Here is a 19,781-nt window from a genome sequence, read left to right on the forward strand (position 1 = left end):
TTAATCCACTCTAGTATTTCTATATTTCTTAAAAAGGCCTCCAAAAACCTCCCTATCCCTCAACCGTCTTCTCTAAATCCAGAAGATAATGAAGGAGTGACCCACTTTTAGATGGCTCACTCCTCTTAATCTTCTCTTTTTATCTTTGGGTAAATTGCTGCATGCTGGATTCAAGCTCTTCAGCAAGAGCCGCCAGTTCCTGACTGGCCCCGGCGATCTGATCCATGGCTGCCGTCTGCTCCTGCACCGATGCGGATACTTCCTGGGTGCTTGCTGCACTTTCCTCAGAAATAGCCGAAAGGCTCTGAATCATGTTCATAATGGACTGATTTTTATCGGCTATCCCATCTGTAGAGTTGCTGATAATCTCCGTATATCCCTGGATTCTGTCGATAGCCTCGGCAATGCCTGCGAATTTGGTCTCGGTGGCCGAGACGCTTTCCGACTGAATCTTGACCACTGAATCCATTTCGCCCATCTTGACCACCGCTTCCCGGGTCTTAAGGGTTAATACTTTAGTGATGTTTTCGATCTCTGTAGTGAAGCGATTGGATTCTTCCGCCAACTTGCGAATCTCCTCAGCCACCACCGCGAAGCCCCGCCCCTGTTCACCTGCTCTGGCCGCTTCAATAGCGGCATTAAGGGCCAAGAGATTGGTTTGGGCGGCGATCTCCTTGATCTTCAAGCTGGCTTCCACAATATTTTTAGCGCTTTCATTGGTTTCCAGAATGGTCTCCTGAACCTCTTGAGCGCTCTTCCCATTTTGATAAGTAATTTTAATCAGATCCGCCAGAATCATGGTTCCCTCATCTTTAAGTTGTTCCACTCGATCCGTTGCTTGGCGCAGATCCTCCACCTTCTTTTGATCCTCTGCCACTAAATGTCCCAGGACATCCATTTGAGCGACACCGTTTTGAATCTCATTGGCTTGGTCGCTGGCCCCGAGGGCAATTCCTTCGATGGTTTTGGCAATTTCCATGGCTGCGGTGGAAGATTCCTGACTGATATTCCCCAAGAAGGCTGCTGAATCAGCCAGTTTCTCCGAGGAAAGGGCCAGCCCTGCCACCAGGTCGCGAATATTATGAATCACCCCCTGGAAGGCACGGGAGAGACCTCCCACTTCATCCTTACGGTTCATGAAGTGCTCGGGGATGTTCTCGGATACATTGAGATGTTCGACGATCCCGATCAGCTTATGAATAGGCTGAGAAATCCGATTGGAGCTCATAAACCAGATGACGATTAAAAGGATAAGATTAAACACCATAAGTACAGATTGAATCACTTTTAAGGCTTTAACTTTGGCGGCGGAGAACCCTTCAGCAGCTGCTACCGCTGCGTTGGTGGTGGCAAAATAGGTCTCGCTTTCCTGAACAAGAGAGGTCGTATCCCCACTGCGACGGGCTGATTCAATGGTACCCTTCAAGGACTGCCATTCACTTTTCACCTTGTTCATCTCTTGAATAAACATCTCGTCAACAGCCTTGGGCAGGCCCAAGCTCTCGTCACCTTGAATCAACCCTTCGATAATTCCATCCAATTTTTGGATAAGCTCATCATTAGGTTGCTTTGCCATCTCCAGCTTGATGAGTCTCTGGGTTGCCCCCCTGACCACTCCCGCCGTATTAATGACAGCACCATCCTGCTGCATTTTTTCTAATTGGTAAAAGACGACCACTGTGCTGGTAACAGAAAAAAGCAATAAAAGTACTACGATGGCTCTTAGTGTGGATCGTATCGTCACCCGACATCCCCAGCCTTTCAACTCCAAAATCCCTGCTATGTAGAAAGTATTATCTCATATCATATCAAACAATTTTTGATTTTCCTATCATTATTTTATAATTATTATAGTTGCTATCTACTAAAAGTCTTCTCAGGAATTAGCATTCCTCCAATAAGGATGTTTATGAAAATCCTCCTTATTCAGCACGCATCTTTCCCATTGATGCATCAAAAAAATGTGTCCCAACTTGGGACACACGCTCCATCAGTCTGATGCTGCAACTATGTCGTTAACAAACTGCCAATACATATCGCTGCTGCCGTTATGATTGCTTGTGAAAGCTATGATCAGCTCTAATTCCGGTATTACAAAGATGTACTGCCCTCCATGCCCCTGAGCAAAAAAGGCGTCATATTGTTCTTCTCCAAATGTACGTACCCACCATTGGTATCCGTAATCAGCAGTTCCTGATGACCGTTTGAATTGAAGTCTTGTGGATTCCTCAACCCACTCTCTTGAAATAATTTGCTGTTCTCCCCAAAGCCCTCCGTTATGATACAGCAAACCAAGCTTCACCATATCATAAACCGTCATGGAGAAACCATTGCCGCCGTCTGAAATACCCTGTGAATCCATATTGCATTGAACGCTATCCATACCAATTAAATCGAACAAGAACTCTTTTCCAAATTCATAGGCAGTTTTTCCCGTTGCTTTTTGAAGTATAGCCGCCAGCAAATGAGTATTTCCGGTAGAATAGCTGAATACGGTACCCGGTGTTGACGTAATCGGACGATTCAGCACAAAATCCACCCAGTTCTCCGAGTTCCGCCATTCGCGCCAGTATTCGGTATCGCTGCTATCAAAACCTGAAGTATTGGTAAGCAAATGCCCCAGGGTAATCTGTTTCAAACGGTTGTCATCAGACTCAAGAATTTGCGGGAAGTACTCTGATATTGGAACGTCCACACTCTCAATATATCCTTTGTCTATGGCAATGCCGATCAGCGCACTCGTCACGCTTTTCGAGCAGGAATGCAGCAAAAACAAGCTTGCCTTATCATAACTATCCTTGTAGTACTCATCAACTATGTGTCCATCTTTGAAAATGACGGAGGCTAGAATCTGAGTAGTGTCATATGTGGAATGAAGTGACTCCAATGTATCACCGTTTAGGCCGTGATCCTCGGGAGCGCCATATTGCCATTCCCAAACAAAGACATCCTGCTGCTCTGGGTTTTGTTGATCCCTTTCTTCCATGACCGTTCCTTGATCCGGCTCAGCAATCCTTCCACAGCCGGTCAGGTAAACACATCCAATCAGCATTGCCATCAATAGCAGTATTTTAGATTTCATTTTATGCCCACTCCATATTTCAGACAGTCAGCGTTCATTTAAGGATTCCCTATCCTCATCTCAATCACAAAATCAATGCAGGTAGAAAAGCCGCAGGACTTCAAAATCCTGCGGCAAATCTTCAAAACTGAAATTATCCTTATTGACCCAAGGCTTTACCTCAAAAAGGTCTTTTGTTAAATCTTAGTAACGGCTGCGTGGTGTGAAGCAATCGCGGCAGTAAACCGGTTTGTCACCACTGGGTTGGAAAGGCACCATGGTATCTACGCCGCAGGAAGCACAGACTGCTGGATACATTTGGCGTTCCTGACGTTGGTAGCCACCACCATTGCCGCCACGGGATTGTTGCTTTCTTGCCGCACGGCAGGAAGGGCAACGGCCAGGCTCATTGGTGAAGCCTTTTTCTGCGTAGAATTCTTGCTCTGACACGGAGAATACAAACTCAGCGCCACAATCTTTACAAGTGATTACTTTTTCTTGATACATAATAAAAAAACCTCCGATAGTTTAATTGCCGCTACTTAAAAGGAATTTTCATCACTTCCCAGCGCTTTAGGCAACACAAGAAGGTTCTTACAAAATCCAATATTAATTTAACGGGCATACTTACTATACCAGCAATTGGGTGATAAGTCAAATAGATCTCGCTTTTATTTATCTTTCTTATTTTTTCGGGACAGGGACAACCCTCCAAAACCGCTGATTACGGCAATATAAAAGCCAAAATCATACCACCAGCCGGTGTTAAACACTTCATAGACTCTGACCGTCTCACTGAATATCCCCATAATCAGGGAAAGGGGCGCAATCCAGCCATGCCAGACACCGGACAAAAAACCGGCCGGATTGTCAAAATCATAGGAACCATCCCCTGGAATGCATCCTGTCAGGATAAACATCATCAAGACCAGGGCTAACCCCGAAAACATCATGCTCTTTCTCATTTTCATTCTCCCTCTCTCCGTAGAGCCGAATTATAATGAACATCGGCCCGCTAACTTTTCAAGCTCCCAAATTCTTGCTATGATAAAAGACAGTACTGTGGACTGTCACCACATGGAAGTGAAAGGATGCCGAAGATGCCCAAAAGTGTTCTCCTTAACGACGGCCTGGCGGACAAATATGCCGGCCTATTGAAATGCCCTATCTGCCATAACTCCATGGCGCTCATTAATAAGAAGAGTTTAATCTGCCGGGATAAGCATTGTTTTGATTTGGCCAAACAAGGCTATGTCAACTTATTATCCCATGGAATTAAGACCAAATACAATAAGCAATTGTTCGAAGCACGGAAACTCCTCGCTCAAAGCGGCTTCTTCGAGCCTCTGAACGAGCTGCTTTGTACCTTGATCGGCAACCTTTTGAACAACTCAGAAGGTAAGGCTCAAGACCCTTCCCTAAACATTGTGGATGCCGGTTGCGGCGAGGGATCTCATCTGGCCAACATCCAACAAAAACTTTTGCAGAGCAAGGGAATACAGCCTTTAGGTATAGGAATGGACCTTGCCAAAGAAGGGATTCAAATGGCGGCCCGGGATTACGGGAGCATCTTTTGGTGTGTAGCGGATCTGGCTCAATGCCCCTTTGGCGATCAGCAGTTCGATGTGATTTTGAATATTTTATCCCCTGCCAATTACTCCGAGTTCGCAAGAATCCTCGCCGATGACGGGCTGGTCATCAAGGTCGTTCCCGAAAAAGACTATCTCAAAGAATTACGGGGAATTTTTTACGAAAAAACGGAAAAACAGGATTACTCCAATGCCAAAACCCTAGAACTTTTTGAAAACCATCTGCAACTCTGTAAGCTGGTGCCCCTTCGCTACTCTGTGGCTTTGGACCAGCCGCTGATTGGGAACCTGGTCCGGATGACCCCTCTCACCTGGGGGGCTGAAGAGGCCCGGATCGAGAAAGTTCTTAAGCTGGAGTCCCTTGAGATTACTATAGACTTGACCATTATGGTAGGACAAAAAAGGGAGGTACGGTCATGAAAAAGGAAGCAACTCGGATTAAGCTAAGCAAAGAGCAAAAAGAAGGGATGGCTGCCGCCATCCAAAGATACTTCCTGCAGGAACGGGATGAAGAAATAGGGGCTTTGGCTTCCAGCCTCCTGCTGGATTTTATCATTAAAGAATTGGCCCCGGAATTCTACAATCAAGGAGTCTCTGATTCCTACCAATTTATGAATGAGCGGACCGAGGATTTGCTCTCTTTGCAAATTTATCGCTAACCCGCCTTAATAGCCCCACCTCTGTAGGGGCGCCCCCCCACTGGAAGTGGCCCTGTTCACTGATTGGACACCCAGGTAAATTCTCCGCTGTCCCCATCCATAACCTCCACACCCGGGGGGATACGGACCAATATCCCTTTCTCTCCGAAAGTCATGCTGCCGCCCACGCCATAGTGACTCTGGTTTTCCCCTTTGAATTGCCATACTGGGAAACTGTCACTATATACCTTAAATTCGAACCTTTGCTTAACAGGATCTCCAATCTTCAGGACACCTGCTTCCCATGTTATTTGGGGAGGAGCGACCAATTTCGTGAAGTCGATAGGTTTGAAAGTATCGGTTCTGGCATAATGAGGCGCTACATAAGTGCTGACCTCGATGAGCCCGTCGGCATTCTTTTTACGTTCCAAAAAGATTCGCCCATACCCTGTGTCCCCTACAGTTCTGATTTTTAACTGAGGGGTTTCTGCCGCGTAGGTCTGCCGGCTGTTCTCCACAAGCCCTGCTTGACTTGCCAAAGGCTCATTCTCAAAAATATGATACATCCGGCCATCCTCCGACCAGTCGGCAGGAGCCTCAGCTAACAGTCCTTGTGTTTGAGCATTACGGGATTGGAAGAATTCTCCTTGATTGAGAAAGAGGGCCAGGGGAATGGAAACTATAAGCAAGGCGAGATAAGCGCCGGCGATCAGGAGATTCGTCTGCCATCGATAAACGCGGCGCAGTCTGGGCCACACAAATTTAGCCAGAAGGTAAATGAAGGCTATGATGCAAAACCAAATGATAATAGTAGCAAATAAAACATTACTCATCGTTTTACCTCCATCCCCTTAGTAATCAGCACACTGGACCCCAAAAAAAGAACCGCTGTGCAGAATACCTTCAAGACAAAGACCCCCAGCGAAGTTTCCGCCGCATAAAATTCCAGGACCTTACCCAAATTGAAATCGAAAATCCTCACGGTTCCAAAGCCGAAAGCGAAAAAGCAGATCCACAGGATAATTCCCAATCCTTTACTGTGCAGACCAAAGCTCTGAATCAAATACACGGTGGCCGCCAGAAGGATAAAGTAAAGCGTTGCAACGAACATTCCCAGTAGGAGATCCTGGGGTATGATTTGCAGCCCTCCCAAGAGAAACTCCCCTTCCTTCAGAGTTGCTGAGAGCATCAGACGGTGGATGATCACCGCCAGGGTGCTGGTTACTCCTGCATAAGCAGCATAGGTAAGAAGCAGCAGGATATTCGAAGCGTGACTGACCAGTCGATTATTGACCACTGAAAGCTCCATACTTCGATAAGGCTGAGAACCCAGCAGGGAAGCCACTACCATCAACCACAAAAGAGAGAAGATCAATAAAATATCTCCTGTATACGTTCGCACCGCAATACTTATTGAATCACTATTGGAAGACATGCCACCGTTTGAGCTCAGGGATAACAGCAAACTCAACAATTGAACAATCATCAGGGAATAGATGAGACCTGAATGCCCTTTCAGTTTATATCCATATTGCTTGAGAATCATTTGGGACAAGGTACTGGTTCCCGTCTTAACCTCGTTTATAGACATCATCTATTCCTCCCTTCCTTGGTGCAGTGAGAATGTTGCAAAGATCATCCAAAGCCACCGGAAGGATTTCCACACCGCTGGAGCGGATATTCTCAAAATCCTCCGGGAGCTCCTCGGTCTTGATCACCAAATAGAGGCTTCCTTTAACAAACTCCTCCCGATGGAGGACGGCTTCTTCACTCAGCCTGTTCAGCAGGCTTTCCCGCAGGGCTTGAGCGCTCCCCCGAAAACCAAGGGCATACTGCTTCAGATCCAGAATCGGCTTATGCATCAACAGGCCCCCTTGATTAAGGAGGAGAATATCTTCCAGAATATCCTCCAGCTCCCCAAGCAAATGGCTGGAGAGAATAATGGTTCTGGGCTGCTCCAGGTAATCCTTGAGCAAGACCCTATAGAAATCCTTACGCACTGCTGAATCCATACCTGTGGTGGGCTCATCCAGAAGAGTGAGGGGACAGCGGGCGGCAATACCCAGAATGGCATTAAAGGTGCTTTTGCTCCCTTTGGATAAATTGCTGTGCCGCTGCTGAGGGTTAAGCAGAAAATACTCCAATAAACCCTGGGCTATTTGACTATTCCAATTAGGATAAAAGACAGCCACTTCCCTGAGGATATCCTGTAAAGTAAAAGAATCGGGAAAAGCCATGGTATCATCCACGAGAAAAACTTTCCCAGCGACATCCAGATTATCAAAGGGGTTTTGAGCAAACACCCTCAGCTTGCCTTGGGTAGGCTTAAGATGACCGGCCATCATCTTCAATAACGTGGTCTTTCCCGTGCCATTTCTGCCAATCAAGCCGGTGATGGTGTTCTCTTCGATGGCAAAGGATACATCCCCCAGAGCCTGAACTTTGCCATATCTCTTATAAAGCTCATATCCCACGACGACACTCATTGTTTTTCCTCCTCTTCCCCACCTGCTTCACGGTCTCTATCATCTGCCTCCTGATGAGCAAGCTCAATCATCTCTAAAAGTTCTGTTTTTCTAACTCCCAGGCGCACCGCCTCATCCACCAGGTCCCTGATCATCTGCCCAAGGATCTGATTTTTGCGTTTCTGCAGGATATAAGATTTAGCATGGAGGGATACAAACATTCCCAGCCCTCGTTTTTTATAGACAATCTCTTCATCGGCGAGGAGATTAAGGCCTTTCGCTGCCGTAGCCGGATTAATCGTAAAGATCTCCGCCAATTGATACTGAGAATAGATGCGTTCATCTTCGGTAAGGTTGCCTTTTAAGATCTCCGCCTCAAGCCACTCAGCGATTTGAATGTAGATAGGCTTAATACTATCTGAATTTAAAATAATCGCCCTCACCTCCAGAGCTTATGTGCCACAGTACATTAGTCATGTAATGTACTGTGGCTATAGTATATGAGATATAACTTATTTTGTAAATACCATAATTAAGATACTTTTAATAAAAAGCCTTGGCCTTCACCCTGAAAGTTCTACTTGGGGGCTTAAAAGAGCGTTGACGCTGCTTTCACCGAAATGAGAAAGAAATTAAAACGGCACAAATCCCGATTGTTGGAATTCGTGCCGTTTTACCTATAACCCTGAACCTAAATGATATACCTGCGCTTTTATTAGATTTATTCTAAATCCATTAAACCCTTTTTAAGAGCATACCGAACTAATTCATGCCGGGTTTTCAGATTTAATTTATCCTTGATTTTAGACCGGTATGATTCGACTGTTTTCACCGAAACAGATAACTCTTCAGCAATTTCCTTATTAGAATAACCCATGGCCATCAGACTAAGGAAATTTTGTTCCCTCACTGTCAAATCCGTCCCACTTTCATTTCCATGCAGACTCCTCTGAGCAAATTCATGAATCAGAGTTTTTGTGATACTGGGACCCAGATAGGCATTGCCGTGATAGATCGTCCGGATCGCATTGATCAAATCATTATCATAAGCGCTTTTCAAAATATAGCCTGATGCTCCTGCCTGCAGGATTTTGAAGATATACTCTTCATCGTCATGCATGGTTAAAATCAGGATCTGAATTTCCGGAGCCGCATCTTTGATCCGGAGGGTTGCCGACAAGCCGTTTTCTCCCGGAGGCATGCTTAGATCCAGCAAAATAACATCCGGTTTCAATTTCATCGCCAGCTCAAAGGTTTCCCGCCCATCCGCAGCCGTTCCCACGACCTCCATATCATCATGGGAATTGATCAGCATCGTCAGCCCGGAACGAACAATAGCATGATCGTCACCGATAAGGATTCTAATGGGCATGCCAAATCCCTCCTTTTTCGGTAAGGGGGATTGTGGCCTGGACACGTGTTCCAAGATTGACCTGGGAAACAATCTCGACTTTCCCGCCTACCAGTTGCGCTCTCTCTTTCATGCCATACAAACCCAAGCCCGTACCTTGGATTTCCAATTGCCCCACATCAAAACCGACCCCTTGATCCTCAACAATTAAATTCAGCTGATCCGGGTAATTCTGTAAAAAGACCTGCACCTCCGTCACCTTGGCATACTTGGCCACATTGAGCATCGCTTCCTGGCAGATACGATAAAGCGCGGTTTCTATTTCCGGTTCATAGCGGTGCTGCTCCCCGCTGACCGTCAACTGCCCTTCAATACCATAGGTTTGCTCAAAATGCTTTAAAAAGGAACGAATGGCTGCTGCCAGTCCCAAATCATCCAGCGTAGACGGTCGGAGCTCCACAGCAATATTTTTCAGCATCGCCAGCGAACGGGCCACCATCTGCTGCAGATTTTGAATCTGCACCGCTTCCGGCATTGCTTTTTCTAAAACCTGCAACCCTACAAGCACACTGTAAATATTCTGTCCTAATTCATCGTGCAGTTCGCGGGAAACCCGCTTCCGCTCATCCTCCTGAGCACGGATGATATATTTGGTCAGCAGATTCTGGACATATTCTTCCTGCTGGGGCGAGAATTCACGCAGAATGGCAACCACCGCTTGTCCCGGCGGTCGATAGGTAAATACGCTCTCAATAGGCAGCTTTAACCGCATCCCGTCCTGCTTCTCCAGACAGACCTCCAAACCGTGCCCCTCATCCCCACCCAGGTTATACCAATCGTCAATGGGGCTGTTGTGGCGAAACACAGTCATTCTGCCCGTTGTAAGCTCCTGGAACGACCAGCCGGTTAAACGCATAACCGCCCCATTTGCTCCGATAACCCAACCGGCCTCATTGCTGACCAGCACCGGATTAGGTATCTGCTCGGTAATCTGGTTTAAAAGTTCGTTGCTGCCGGCCTCTTTTTGACACTTCCAGTACAATGTGATCACCCCTCTTCCCTGGTTCCGGAGAAGAAGCCCCCCCTCAGACCTCAGGTAGATTAAGCTCCGGTTCCGCCAGCAACTCACGGCATTGCCCGGCAAAGAACACTAATTGAGCCAGAGTCTCTTCAGTGAACCTATGGGGAGTACGAAACCCGATCAACAGCACCCCTTTAACATGGTCACACTCTATGATCGGCGCCGCCATAACCGACCTCAAATCTTCCGCCAGTAAAATAGGATATTCCCTGGCATCATCACCGCTTTTCAAGGCAAAGTCCTCCAGAGCCATGGGCCTGCCGGAGGCAACCACCTTGCCGGCAATCCCCCGTCCGGGCCATAACGTAATTTTTCTATAGAGATTGTTGAGATTGCCGGCAACATACTGCCAGCGAATATGGTGACTATCGAAATCATGGCACGCCAGCCCGACGAAATCACTTCCTATGTCAGCACGCACCTTTTCCAAGAATATTTTTATCTCCTGTTCCTGTTTGCCCATGGCGCGACTCCTCCAGAATCTTTAACGCTTTTAAAATGTCCTGTTAAGCAAATTATATCAAACGTAATCGTTCTGTAAAGAAAAGCCGCACCCTCGCTAAGCAGCCGGAGTATTCTGTCTTTCCTGTTCTGTCCCCCCAGCTTTATTCCATTTTCGATAAAGAATCCGGGAACGCTTCAGATAGGTCAGGGGAAAACTCCAGACATGCACCAGCCGGGTGAAAGGCCAAAGTCCCAAAGCGGCAAAAGCCATCAGAATATGCAGCTTAAAGAATAGAGGCACTCCACCCATCAACTCGGCCCTGGGTTGCAAAGTAATCAGGCCGCGCAACCATGGCCCCACGGTCTCCCTATAATCATGCCCCGCTCCAAAGCCGTTGATGACTAAGGAATTCCAGAGTCCGGTAAAGACAATCCCCGCGATCAACACGATTACAAATAAATCTCCCATACTGCTGTTTCTGCGGATGCGCTTGACGCATAAACGGCGCAAAAGCAGAATAATCGTTCCGATCAAAGTGATAACCCCGGCAGTAGATCCCCCCCAGGAGGCAGCCATATGATACATGTGCTCATTGATACCGATAGCCTCCATCACCTCTTTCGGCACCAGCATGCCTACATGCCCGCACAAAGCCGCCAGCACTCCAAAGTGAAACAAAGTGCTCCCCCACTTGAGGGCCTTCTTCTCCAAGAGCTGGCTGGATCTTGAAGTCCAACCGATTTGCCCACTACGATAGCGGTAAATATGTCCAACAACAAATGCCGTCAGCATTGTGTAAGGGAAGATCACCCATAATAACTGATTCATCATGTTGCTGTCACACCTCCTATCTCACCGAACAGGGAATGGATTGAGGACAGACAAGCCTCCATTAAAAGGGCATAAGGACTGTTCATCTTGATCAGCTGGTCATGCAGATATTGCAAACCAGCATAGACCGGCTTTAGAATTATTCTGCCCCGGTCAATGGCGACATTGGACAAAGCCTCCAAAACAAGTGGCAGGTAATCCGGCAATTCCTGTCCGATGAGCAAGCCGGCTTTCTGGTATTCCTGAATTAATCCCTGCAGCACCTCCACCCGCTTCGGTTCCTCGCCATATTGAGGATACAGTAAATACAGAGTGGTTTTTTTGCTGAAATCAAAGGTCTCTACGAAGTTTTCCTGCAAAACGTTGAGAGGTGCGCTCTGCAAATAATCCACAAACAGATTCAGGCGGCTCCTTATATCTCCTTCCTCCCAATTCTCTGCTTCCCGCCGCAGTTCCTCCGGATCAATCCAGTCCGCCTGAGGGTACTGCAGCAAATAGGCCAACAGACAAAAAACATCTTTCTTGTTCATGAGTAATTTCTCCTTATAAAGCATAACCGACCTTACCCTGCTCCTGGTGAGCCTTGCGGCTTTCCTCACGATGAGCCAGCGGAATCACAATGCGGTCCTCATATTTGGCCACGGCCAGCAACCGGTACATGTGCCGGACAGTCTGCTCGGAAAGCCCAATGGTCTCCAGCAGTTGCTCCTGGTTTTCCTGACCGTTCTCCAGGCTGCGCATAAAGTGGCGCATGCCCAGCAGCCGTCTTAGCGCCCTTTCCACCGGCTGAGGGTTGCCTCCGGTCAGAAAATTCGCCAGGTACTGCACCGGGGCGCGCATCTGCTCAAGTGTCGGGAAAAATCCTGTCGTAACCGAACCGGAAGCGCGGAATTCCAGTACACTTACCATTGGGCTCAAGGGAGGAATATACCATACCATGGGCAGGGTCCTGAATTCAGGATGCAGGGGCAAAGCCAGTCCATATTGAACAGCCAGTTTATAGACCGGAGATTTTTGGGCTGCTGCCAGCCAATCCTCCTGAATCCCGTCACGACGGGCCTGCGCGATTACCGCCGGATCATGGGGATCAAGAAACAACTCCAGCTGAGCCTGATATAAAGCCTGTTCATCCGGCTGGGCGGCAGCCTGAGGCACCCGGTCGGCATCATAAAGCAATACCCCCATGTAGCGAAGGCGGCCGGGGCAGGTTTCCGAACAGACCGTTGCTACTCCTTCTTCCACTCTGGGATAGCAAAATGTACATTTTTCAGCTTTATAGGTTTTCCAATTATAATAAACCTTTTTATAAGGACAGCCGCTGGTACAATAGCGCCACCCCCGGCATTTCTCCTGATCAACCAATACAATTCCGTCCTCATCCCGCTTATAGATGGCTCCCGAAGGGCAGGAGGCCACGCAGCCCGGATTGAGACAATGTTCGCACAGGCGGGGCAAATAAAGCATAAAGGCCTTTTCAAACTCCAGACGCACTTCTTCTCCCAATAAATCCCGCAAATTGGGATCACGCCCTCCTGCTTGGGGTCCACCGGCCAAATCGTCATCCCAGTTAGGCCCCTTGCGCAACTTTTCTATATACTCACCGGTTAAGAGCGACTGGGGCCGGGCCGTCGGCATATGCCTGCGGACAGGGCTTTTCAGCAGCTTCTGATAATCATAGGTCCATGGTTCATAATAGTCATCAATAGTCGGACTGTTGGGATTATAGAAGATCCTGCTCAGGGACAGCCCCTGCCAGCGGAAGCCGGACCGCAGCGTCAGCTGCCCTTTCCTCAAATGCCAACCACCCTTATAGCGCTGCTGGTCTTCCCATTGGTCAGGATAGCCGGCCCCCGGTTTGGTCTCCACATTGTTAAACCACATATATTCGGCTCCGGAACGGTTGGTCCAGGTATTCTTGCAGGTCACACTGCAGGTATGGCAACCTATGCATTTATCCAAATTGATTACCATCGCGATTTGGGCTTTAATCTTCAAGCCAGTTCACCTCGTTTAATTTGCGTATGGAAACGTAAACATCCCTTTGATTGCCGATCGGTCCATAATAATTAAACCCGTAGCTAAGCTGGGCGTAACCGCCAATGCACTGGGTCGGCTTAATATGAATCCGGGTTGGGCTGTTATGGGTGCCGCCCCTTTCCCCGGTGATAGTCGAGCCGGGCATATTGATGTGCTTATCCTGAGCATGGGTCATAAAAGTGGTCCCCCGGGGCAAGCGGTGAGTGAGCACAGCCCGCGCCACCACTACCCCATTGCGGTTATACAGCTCAACCCAGTCATTGTCCCCGATATCCGCCTCCTGAGCATCCTGATGATTCAGCCAGATATGAGGCCCGCCCCGGAAAAGGGTGAGCATATGAATGTTATCCTGATAGGTGCTGTGAATGTTCCATTTGCCATGGGGAGTCAGATAGCGCAGTACGATTTCCTTCTCCTTCCTGCTGGGCTGCTGATCACGGTCGGCCAGAACCAGCAGTTGCAGAGTAGGTTTAAAGATCGGCAGCCCTTCCCCGTATTCCAGAATAACCTCATGGTCCAGGTAAAATTGCTGCCTGCCGGTCAAGGTACGAAAAGCAACCAGTCTTTCAATGTTGGTCGTGAAAGGGGAATAGCGGCGGTTCCCTTTGTTGGAGCCGGTGAAAACCGGGGTTGGTATCACCTGCCGGGGCTGGGCCGTAATCCCGTCGAAGGTCAAACGCTCCCCGGCCCGCTCTTCAGCGATATCCTTTAAAAGCAAGCCGGTTTTCCCTTCCTCGGCTTCCCATGCCTTCATTGCTACCTTGCCGTTGGTTGCACTGGAGAGGGTCAGCATCGCTTCAGCCGCTTGACGGGCTGTTTCCAGCTTTGGTCTTCCTGCGGCCAATCCTGCTTCCACCGTGCCGTTGATGGCTTTCAGCTGATGATACTGATCGGCCACAGAAAAGGAAATTCCGTGAGCGCCAACCGGGTTCTTTTCCAGCAAAGGTCCCAGCGAGCTGTATTTTTCATGAATCAGGCCGTAATCCCTTTCCACCGGAACCAGCTTGGGCATGGTTTTACCCGGAACTGGCGCAACTTCCCCCTTGCTCCATTCCCGCACCCGGCCGAAGGGCTGGGCGATCTCATCCACGGAGTCATGCATTAACGGCACCGCCACCAGATCCTGATGGACTCCCGGAAAATACTTAGCGGCCATATCCGAGAATACTTCAGCCATACCGCGAAAGATATTCCAGTCGGTTTTGGCCTCCCAGGGCGGGTCGATGGCTGGGTTAAAGGGATGAACAAACGGGTGCATGTCAGTGCTGCTGAGATCGTGCTTTTCATACCAGGTAGCTGCCGGCAGCAAAATATCCGAATGAAGCGCCGTTCCGGTCATGCGGAATTCGAGATTAATCAGCAGATCCAGCTTCCCTTCCGCTGCCTCCTGCCACACCATCTTTTCCGGTTTGAAACTGATATTCTCTTCAGCCAGCAAACCATGGGAAGCACCTAACAAATGTTTCATAAAATACTCATGACCCTTCCCCGAGCTGGACAACAAATTGGAACGCCAAACCCAAAGGGTGCGGGGGAAATTCCGGGGGTCATCTGGGTTCTCTGCTGCAAAACGGATCGTTTTTTCTTGCAGGGAGCTGACCACATAGTCAGCCACTTCCTGAGGCGAAACTGCCCCCGCAGCCCGGGCCATATCCGCTATCTGCAAATTGTTGACATTAAATTGGGGATAAGAAGGCAGCCAACCCAGCTGGGCAGCCAACACATTGTAATCGGCCGGATGCTCATAGCGGGGCTTCCCAACCGTAGCGGCAGTCAACTGGGACATAGGCAGCTCTTCATAGCGCCACTGGTCGGTAGCAAAATAATAAAAGGAGGTGGCATTTTGCAAGCGCGGCGGAGCCGACCAATCCCGAGCGAAAGCGATCGCATTCCAGCCTTCAATCGGGCGGCATTTTTCCTGCCCCACATAATGGGCCCAGCCGCCGCCGTTTACGCCTTGACAACCGGTCAACAGCACCAGGTTAAGGATAGCCCGGTAAATGGTATCGCTGTTAAACCAGTGGTTTGCCCCTGCGCCCATAATAATCATGGAGCGGCCCTGAGTCTGCTCCGCGTTCTCCGCAAACTCCCGAGCAATCTGAATCACCTGTTCCCGTGGCACTCCCGTAATTTGCTCCTGCCAAGCTGGGGTATAAGATTCCTGATCGTCGTAATCCTGAGGATAGCCTCCGGTTAACCCCTCTCTGCTCACGCCATAATGAGCCAGCATTAAATCGTATACCGTGGTTACATAAAACTCCTTATCCCCTTTACGGATTCTTCGAACCGGCAGCTCACGCTTTTTGACCCCTTTGCTCCGGTTGTCAAAATAGGGGAGGGCAACCATTACTCTCTCGTCAGCCTGTTCCGCCAAAGATAATAGGGGCTCCAGCGACTGTCCATGAACATCCTCTTGCTTAAGATTCCATTTAAGATGATCACCCCAGCGTGTGCCGATAGAACCGTTCGGTACGGTCATTTCTCCGGTAACTTCGTTGCAGACTACGGTCTGCCATTCCGGATTAACTATATCCCATCCCAGATCACTGGCCAGAAGAAAACGTCCGGTCACATAGCAATCCCCCCATTGGTTCAGGGTGACCAGAAAAGGCAAATCGGTAAACCTTTTCGCATACTCTACGAAGTAGGGTGAGGATTTATCCACATAAAACTCTTTGAGGATCACATGAGTCATGGCCTGAGCCAACGCGCCGTCTGAGCCGGGCTTGACCGCCATCCACGAATCGGCGAACTTGACATTTTCGGCATAGTCAGGACTGACAGCCACCACCTTGGTGCCCTTATAGCGCACCTCTGTCATAAAATGCGCATCCGGAGTGCGGGTCAAGGGTACGTTGGATCCCCACATAATAAGATACCCCGAATTGTACCAATCGCTGCTTTCCGGAACATCTGTCTGCTCCCCCCAGATTTGGGGGGAAGCCGGCGGCAGATCGGCATACCAGTCATAGAAGCTGAGCATTGGCCCGCCCACCAGGGAGATAAAACGCGCCCCGGCCGCATAGCTGACCATGGACATGGCCGGAATGGGGGTGAAGCCGGCGATCCGGTCCGGTCCGTAGGTTTTAATCGTATAAAGCATTTGGGCCGCGATCAGCCGGTAGACTTCACTCCAGGTGCAGCGCAGAAACCCTCCTTTGCCCCGGGCCTTTTTGTACTGCCCTGCTTTTTCCGGATCTTCGACGATGCTCTGCCAGGCTTCCAGGGGATTCTCATGAAGTTTTAGGGCTTCCCGCCAAAGCTCCAGCAGGATGCGGCGGATATAAGGGAAGCGGACCCGCAAAGGGCTGTACACGTACCAGGAATAGCTGGCGCCGCGGGGACAGCCCCGGGGTTCAAACTCCGGCATGTCGGGATCAGTGCCCGGATAATCCCGCTGCTGATGCTCCCAGGTAATCAAACCGTTTTTGACAAAGACTTTCCAGCTGCAGGACCCGGTACAGTTGACTCCATGGGTGGTCCGCACCACTTTATCATGCTGCCAGCGCTGCCGGTATAAATCTTCCCAGTCTCTATCCTTTACAGCGGAGCTGCTCCAGCCGTCTGCGTACTTTTCCGTTGCCTGCTGAAAGAAACGCATTTTTTTCCATAGTTTCATGCCGTTAACTCCCTTTGTTTACACTGAATTTTTAGCCAGGCCGGGTTCCGGCAGCGAACTAAGCTTTGACCGGGATTTGCGCAGAACAAAAACCAGTAACGCCGCGGCCAGGAATGTGGCGGCCAGCCACCAGAAACCGTATGAGTATGAGCCCGTGAGTCCTTTCACATTGCCCAGTATATTAGGCAGAATAAAGCCGCCGACACCGCCGGCCGCGCCGACAAAGCCGGTCATGATTCCAACTTCCTTAGGGAACTCCGTAGGGATAACCTGAAACAACGCGCCATTCCCTATACCAAAAAACAGCATTGTCAGGAACAGCACTCCCAAAGCGACATAAGCCGAAGACGGGAGAGTTCCTGCCAGCAACAGCAGCATGCTCAATACCAGATATAATCCTATCAACATTTTCATTCCACCCAAGCGGTCTCCCAAGTAGCCGCCGATCGGGCGTATAAAGCTGCCCGCGAAAACAATCAGGGTAACAAAATCGCCCGCCGTTACTTTGCTCAATTGATACTGATCGACAAAAAACAAAGACAAATAGCTTGTCATGCCCACAAAGCCCCCAAAGGTCAAGCTGTAAAAGAAGCTGTATAGCCAGGTCTCCTTGTGTTTGACGATTTGCAGATAGGCACTGACTCCCTGCGGCTTGGGAGCGTTAGGATTATCTTTGGCCAAGAAGATAAAAACTGCCAAAGCAACTGTCAGCGGGATCAGAGCAAGGCCGAAGACGCCATGCCAGCCCACCTGTTCAGCCAAACGCGGAGCAAAAAGAGTCGCCAGCACGGTTCCGCTGTTGCCGGCTCCGGCAATTCCCATAGCCAGCCCCTGATGCTCCGGCGGATACCAGCGGCTGGCCAGAGGCAACGCCACCGCAAAGCTGGCTCCGCTCACTCCCAGAAGCAGACCTAAGGCATATATCTCTCCGATCCCGTTGCCGAAGAGATATCCCCACAATAAGGGCACCATAGTGACCAGCATTCCGATAATGCCAATCCTTTTCCCGCCGAAACGGTCCGCCAAAAGACCCATCGGAATCCGCAGAAACGCCCCACCCAGAACCGGCAGTCCTACCATCAACCCTTTTTGTGCATCGGTCATTTGGAATTCGCCCACAACAAAAGTCGAAGTAACCCCTAACAGAACCCAAATCATAAAACTGATATCGAAATAAAAAAATGAGGCAATTAAGGTTCCTAAATGGCCGCTTTTCAGAAAGCCCTTACCAGAAGCCATGTTATCACTCCCATTGTTCTAAAATCAGATTGCCTTTAACATTTGATTTCGGCATTTCTCCGGTCATAGTAATACCAATTGATGCCCAGGCTGACGACATAAAAGGCTACAAAAGCCAGCATTGCGCCGTTTGGCGAAGCCGTTGCCTGGAGCGACCAACTAAAGGCCTTAGGAATAAAATAGGCGGCATAAGCGGCAATCGCCGAGGTGATACCCAGAACAGCGGATGCCTCCTTGGGCGGAAAGATCACTGGAATCATCCGGAAGGTAGAGCCGTTGGCGATTCCGGCCGTAATAAAGAGCAGCATAAACATCGTGAAAAATCCAACAAATGAGTTCATTCCAATAAAGAATATAGCGCCTAAAGCCGAAGCGATCATAACAAGCACATCCAGCGTGGTAATTCGGGCGCCACCGAATTTATCTCCCAGCCAGCCGCCCAGCGGACGGGCCAGCGCGCCTACCAGTGGTCCGAGAAATGCCAGCTGCAGACCGTTCACATCCGGAAACTGCGTTTTGATAAGCAACGGAAACGCCGCCGAATAACCGATAAACGATCCGAAGCACATGGTATACAGCCAGGACATCAGCCAGGTATGTTTGCGTTTAAGGACAATCATCTGCTCCCGGACGGAGGCTTTGGCCGTCTCCAGATTATTCATGCCCCAAAAGGCTGCTATGACAGTGAGCGCAATGGGAATAACCCAGATAAACAGGGCATTTTGCAGAAAAACCTGCTGCTGAAGGCCCCCCTGCACCATCATCTGGGGAGCGCCGCCGATACTTCCGAAGATCCCCACAGTAATGACCAAAGGCGCTAAAAACTGCACGGCACTCACGCCTAAATTGCCCAACCCGGCATTCAAGCCCAGAGCGGTTCCCTTCGCTTTTTTCGGAAAAAAGAAACTGATATTGGCCATTGAAGAGGCAAAATTTCCGGCTCCTAAACCGCAAAAAGCGGCCAGAATTGCCATAGTGGTAAATGATGTTGCGGGATTTTGCACGGCCAGGCCAATCCCGATGGTGGGAATCAGCAGCGACGCCGTACTTACAACTGTCCAATTGCGGCCTCCAAAAACTGGAACCGTAAATGAATAAAAAAAGCGCATTGTCGCCCCCGTCAGGCCCGGAAGAGCCGCCAACGTAAACAATTGATCCGTGGTAAACTGGAATCCCGCTGAGTTCAGGTTAACTGCCACCACCGACCATAATTGCCAGACTGCAAAGGCCAGTAAAAGTGCGGGAATGGAAATCCACAAATTGCGGTTCGCCACCTTTTTTCCCTTGGTTTCCCAGAATTCCTGATCTTCCGGGTCCCATCTTTCAATCTTTTGCATACTTTTCCTCCTTACTTTCTATTTCGTTTTCCTATCCTATTATCCGTCTACTGAAATATAAAGAATATCAGGGAATACCCTTTTTTTG

Annotated in this window: 19 protein-coding genes; 2 read left to right on the forward strand and 17 right to left on the reverse strand. The window is 49.2% G+C overall.

Annotated features, from left to right (window positions below):
* Nucleotides 1-139 precede the first annotated feature (139 nt).
* The 4 genes from BUA14_RS02795 to BUA14_RS02810 all read right to left on the reverse strand — a co-directional run bounded on the left by BUA14_RS02795 (nucleotide 140) and on the right by BUA14_RS02810 (nucleotide 4,032).
* Complete coding sequence (locus BUA14_RS02795) at nucleotides 140-1,771, reverse strand: methyl-accepting chemotaxis protein (RefSeq protein WP_072771169.1); 1,632 nt, start codon at nucleotides 1,769-1,771, stop codon at nucleotides 140-142.
* Between the two features lie 219 nt (nucleotides 1,772-1,990).
* Nucleotides 1,991-3,082: a serine hydrolase domain-containing protein gene (locus tag BUA14_RS02800; protein WP_072771170.1), complete on the reverse strand. Its 1,092-nt coding sequence runs from the start codon at nucleotides 3,080-3,082 to the stop codon at nucleotides 1,991-1,993.
* Between the two features lie 183 nt (nucleotides 3,083-3,265).
* Entirely contained in the window at nucleotides 3,266-3,568 is a 303-nt protein-coding gene (locus tag BUA14_RS02805) for a zinc-ribbon domain containing protein (protein ID WP_072771171.1), read from the reverse strand.
* A gap of 164 nt (nucleotides 3,569-3,732) precedes the next feature.
* A complete protein-coding gene (locus tag BUA14_RS02810; protein WP_178371604.1) occupies nucleotides 3,733-4,032 on the reverse strand; it encodes a hypothetical protein in 300 nt (99 codons plus the stop codon).
* Between the two features lie 129 nt (nucleotides 4,033-4,161).
* Between BUA14_RS02810 and BUA14_RS02815 the strand changes: the two genes are divergently transcribed.
* Together BUA14_RS02815 and BUA14_RS02820 are read left to right on the forward strand one after the other, a co-directional pair.
* A complete protein-coding gene (locus BUA14_RS02815) occupies nucleotides 4,162-5,070 on the forward strand; it encodes a putative RNA methyltransferase (protein ID WP_072771206.1) in 909 nt (302 codons plus the stop codon).
* Nucleotides 5,067-5,309: a DUF2164 domain-containing protein gene (locus tag BUA14_RS02820; RefSeq protein ID WP_072771173.1), complete on the forward strand. Its 243-nt coding sequence runs from the start codon at nucleotides 5,067-5,069 to the stop codon at nucleotides 5,307-5,309. The genes BUA14_RS02815 and BUA14_RS02820 overlap by 4 nt, the downstream gene beginning before the upstream one ends.
* Before the next feature lie 56 nt (nucleotides 5,310-5,365).
* Here the strand turns inward: BUA14_RS02820 and BUA14_RS02825 are convergent, their stop codons facing one another.
* The 13 genes from BUA14_RS02825 to BUA14_RS02885 all read right to left on the reverse strand — a co-directional run bounded on the left by BUA14_RS02825 (nucleotide 5,366) and on the right by BUA14_RS02885 (nucleotide 19,693).
* Nucleotides 5,366-6,121 carry a hypothetical protein gene (locus BUA14_RS02825; protein WP_072771174.1) on the reverse strand — a complete coding sequence of 252 codons (756 nt, stop codon included), beginning with the start codon at nucleotides 6,119-6,121 and terminating at the stop codon, nucleotides 5,366-5,368.
* Nucleotides 6,118-6,882 (reverse strand): hypothetical protein, encoded by a 765-nt coding sequence (locus tag BUA14_RS02830; protein WP_072771175.1) that lies wholly within the window; start codon nucleotides 6,880-6,882, stop codon nucleotides 6,118-6,120. The genes BUA14_RS02825 and BUA14_RS02830 overlap by 4 nt, the downstream gene beginning before the upstream one ends.
* A complete protein-coding gene (locus BUA14_RS02835) occupies nucleotides 6,860-7,774 on the reverse strand; it encodes an ATP-binding cassette domain-containing protein (RefSeq protein WP_072771176.1) in 915 nt (304 codons plus the stop codon). Before BUA14_RS02835 ends, BUA14_RS02830 begins: the two co-directional genes overlap by 23 nt.
* Nucleotides 7,771-8,196 carry a GntR family transcriptional regulator gene (locus BUA14_RS02840; protein ID WP_072771177.1) on the reverse strand — a complete coding sequence of 142 codons (426 nt, stop codon included), beginning with the start codon at nucleotides 8,194-8,196 and terminating at the stop codon, nucleotides 7,771-7,773. The genes BUA14_RS02835 and BUA14_RS02840 overlap by 4 nt, the downstream gene beginning before the upstream one ends.
* Before the next feature lie 278 nt (nucleotides 8,197-8,474).
* Nucleotides 8,475-9,125, reverse strand: coding sequence for a response regulator transcription factor (locus tag BUA14_RS02845; protein WP_005810448.1), 651 nt, complete (start codon nucleotides 9,123-9,125; stop codon nucleotides 8,475-8,477).
* Complete coding sequence (locus BUA14_RS02850; RefSeq protein ID WP_005810450.1) at nucleotides 9,115-10,155, reverse strand: sensor histidine kinase; 1,041 nt, start codon at nucleotides 10,153-10,155, stop codon at nucleotides 9,115-9,117. Before BUA14_RS02850 ends, BUA14_RS02845 begins: the two co-directional genes overlap by 11 nt.
* A 34-nt stretch (nucleotides 10,156-10,189) precedes the next feature.
* Nucleotides 10,190-10,648, reverse strand: a complete 459-nt coding sequence (locus BUA14_RS02855; RefSeq protein ID WP_005810452.1) for a GAF domain-containing protein — start codon at nucleotides 10,646-10,648, stop codon at nucleotides 10,190-10,192.
* A gap of 96 nt (nucleotides 10,649-10,744) precedes the next feature.
* On the reverse strand, nucleotides 10,745-11,461 hold the full coding sequence (gene narI, locus BUA14_RS02860) for a respiratory nitrate reductase subunit gamma (protein WP_072771178.1): 717 nt from the start codon (nucleotides 11,459-11,461) through the stop codon (nucleotides 10,745-10,747).
* Nucleotides 11,458-11,991 (reverse strand): nitrate reductase molybdenum cofactor assembly chaperone, encoded by a 534-nt coding sequence (narJ, locus tag BUA14_RS02865; protein ID WP_072771179.1) that lies wholly within the window; start codon nucleotides 11,989-11,991, stop codon nucleotides 11,458-11,460. The genes narI and narJ overlap by 4 nt, the downstream gene beginning before the upstream one ends.
* A gap of 13 nt (nucleotides 11,992-12,004) precedes the next feature.
* Complete coding sequence (gene narH, locus BUA14_RS02870) at nucleotides 12,005-13,456, reverse strand: nitrate reductase subunit beta (RefSeq protein ID WP_072771180.1); 1,452 nt, start codon at nucleotides 13,454-13,456, stop codon at nucleotides 12,005-12,007.
* On the reverse strand, nucleotides 13,446-17,117 hold the full coding sequence (locus tag BUA14_RS02875; RefSeq protein WP_072771181.1) for a nitrate reductase subunit alpha: 3,672 nt from the start codon (nucleotides 17,115-17,117) through the stop codon (nucleotides 13,446-13,448). Before BUA14_RS02875 ends, narH begins: the two co-directional genes overlap by 11 nt.
* An 18-nt stretch (nucleotides 17,118-17,135) precedes the next feature.
* The gene (locus tag BUA14_RS02880; RefSeq protein ID WP_005810460.1) at nucleotides 17,136-18,356 is read right to left on the reverse strand and encodes a nitrate/nitrite transporter; all 1,221 of its coding nucleotides are present in this window, start codon (nucleotides 18,354-18,356) and stop codon (nucleotides 17,136-17,138) included.
* Between the two features lie 35 nt (nucleotides 18,357-18,391).
* Nucleotides 18,392-19,693 carry a NarK family nitrate/nitrite MFS transporter gene (locus BUA14_RS02885; RefSeq protein WP_005810461.1) on the reverse strand — a complete coding sequence of 434 codons (1,302 nt, stop codon included), beginning with the start codon at nucleotides 19,691-19,693 and terminating at the stop codon, nucleotides 18,392-18,394.
* Nucleotides 19,694-19,781 lie beyond the last annotated feature (88 nt).

The sequence above is a fragment of the Desulfitobacterium chlororespirans DSM 11544 genome, from assembly GCF_900143285.1.
Classification (GTDB): domain Bacteria; phylum Bacillota; class Desulfitobacteriia; order Desulfitobacteriales; family Desulfitobacteriaceae; genus Desulfitobacterium; species Desulfitobacterium chlororespirans.

Bases quoted from the DNA above. Each gene is read 5' to 3' on its own strand.
- BUA14_RS02800 (WP_072771170.1), bottom strand. From the start codon at position 3,082: ATGAAATCTAAAATACTGCTATTGATGGCAATGCTGATTGGATGTGTT.
- BUA14_RS02805 (WP_072771171.1), bottom strand. From the start codon at position 3,568: ATGTATCAAGAAAAAGTAATCACTTGTAAAGATTGTGGCGCTGAGTTT.
- BUA14_RS02810 (WP_178371604.1), bottom strand. From the start codon at position 4,032: ATGAAAATGAGAAAGAGCATGATGTTTTCGGGGTTAGCCCTGGTCTTG.
- BUA14_RS02815 (WP_072771206.1), top strand. From the start codon at position 4,162: ATGCCCAAAAGTGTTCTCCTTAACGACGGCCTGGCGGACAAATATGCC.
- BUA14_RS02820 (WP_072771173.1), top strand. From the start codon at position 5,067: ATGAAAAAGGAAGCAACTCGGATTAAGCTAAGCAAAGAGCAAAAAGAA.
- BUA14_RS02825 (WP_072771174.1), bottom strand. From the start codon at position 6,121: ATGAGTAATGTTTTATTTGCTACTATTATCATTTGGTTTTGCATCATA.
- BUA14_RS02830 (WP_072771175.1), bottom strand. From the start codon at position 6,882: ATGATGTCTATAAACGAGGTTAAGACGGGAACCAGTACCTTGTCCCAA.
- BUA14_RS02835 (WP_072771176.1), bottom strand. From the start codon at position 7,774: ATGAGTGTCGTCGTGGGATATGAGCTTTATAAGAGATATGGCAAAGTT.
- BUA14_RS02845 (WP_005810448.1), bottom strand. From the start codon at position 9,125: ATGCCCATTAGAATCCTTATCGGTGACGATCATGCTATTGTTCGTTCC.
- BUA14_RS02855 (WP_005810452.1), bottom strand. From the start codon at position 10,648: ATGGGCAAACAGGAACAGGAGATAAAAATATTCTTGGAAAAGGTGCGT.
- narI (WP_072771178.1), bottom strand. From the start codon at position 11,461: ATGATGAATCAGTTATTATGGGTGATCTTCCCTTACACAATGCTGACG.
- narJ (WP_072771179.1), bottom strand. From the start codon at position 11,991: ATGAACAAGAAAGATGTTTTTTGTCTGTTGGCCTATTTGCTGCAGTAC.
- BUA14_RS02875 (WP_072771181.1), bottom strand. From the start codon at position 17,117: ATGAAACTATGGAAAAAAATGCGTTTCTTTCAGCAGGCAACGGAAAAG.
- BUA14_RS02880 (WP_005810460.1), bottom strand. From the start codon at position 18,356: ATGGCTTCTGGTAAGGGCTTTCTGAAAAGCGGCCATTTAGGAACCTTA.
- BUA14_RS02885 (WP_005810461.1), bottom strand. From the start codon at position 19,693: ATGCAAAAGATTGAAAGATGGGACCCGGAAGATCAGGAATTCTGGGAA.